Source organism: Monashia sp. HAY1-2A, assembly GCF_056755315.1.
Map to the genome: position 1 here is coordinate 1 of NZ_JBNDHY010000514.1, position 259 is coordinate 259.

1 protein-coding gene is annotated in these 259 nt (G+C 69.5%); it reads left to right on the plus strand.

Features of this window, described 5'->3' with window-relative positions; all coding sequences use genetic code 11:
• Positions 1-15 precede the first annotated feature (15 nt).
• The coding region (locus tag ACPYOM_RS22935; RefSeq protein ID WP_481347733.1) for an ion transporter at positions 16-259 on the plus strand (244 nt) is incomplete at its 3' end.

Here is a 259-nt window from a genome sequence, read left to right on the forward strand (position 1 = left end):
GGGTGGCGGCGGCACATGTACGACGTCATCTTCGAGGCCGACGCCCCGGCCGGGCGGCGCTTCGACATCGCCCTCGTGTGCGCCATCCTCCTCAGCATCCTCGTCGTCGTGCTGGACAGCGTGCCGCGGCTGCATCGCGATCACGCCGACCTGCTGAACGCGTTCGAATGGGGCTTCACCGCGCTGTTCACGGTGGAATACGTGGCGCGCCTCGTGTGCGTGCAGCGGCCGTGGCGCTATGCCGGCGGCTTCTACGGCG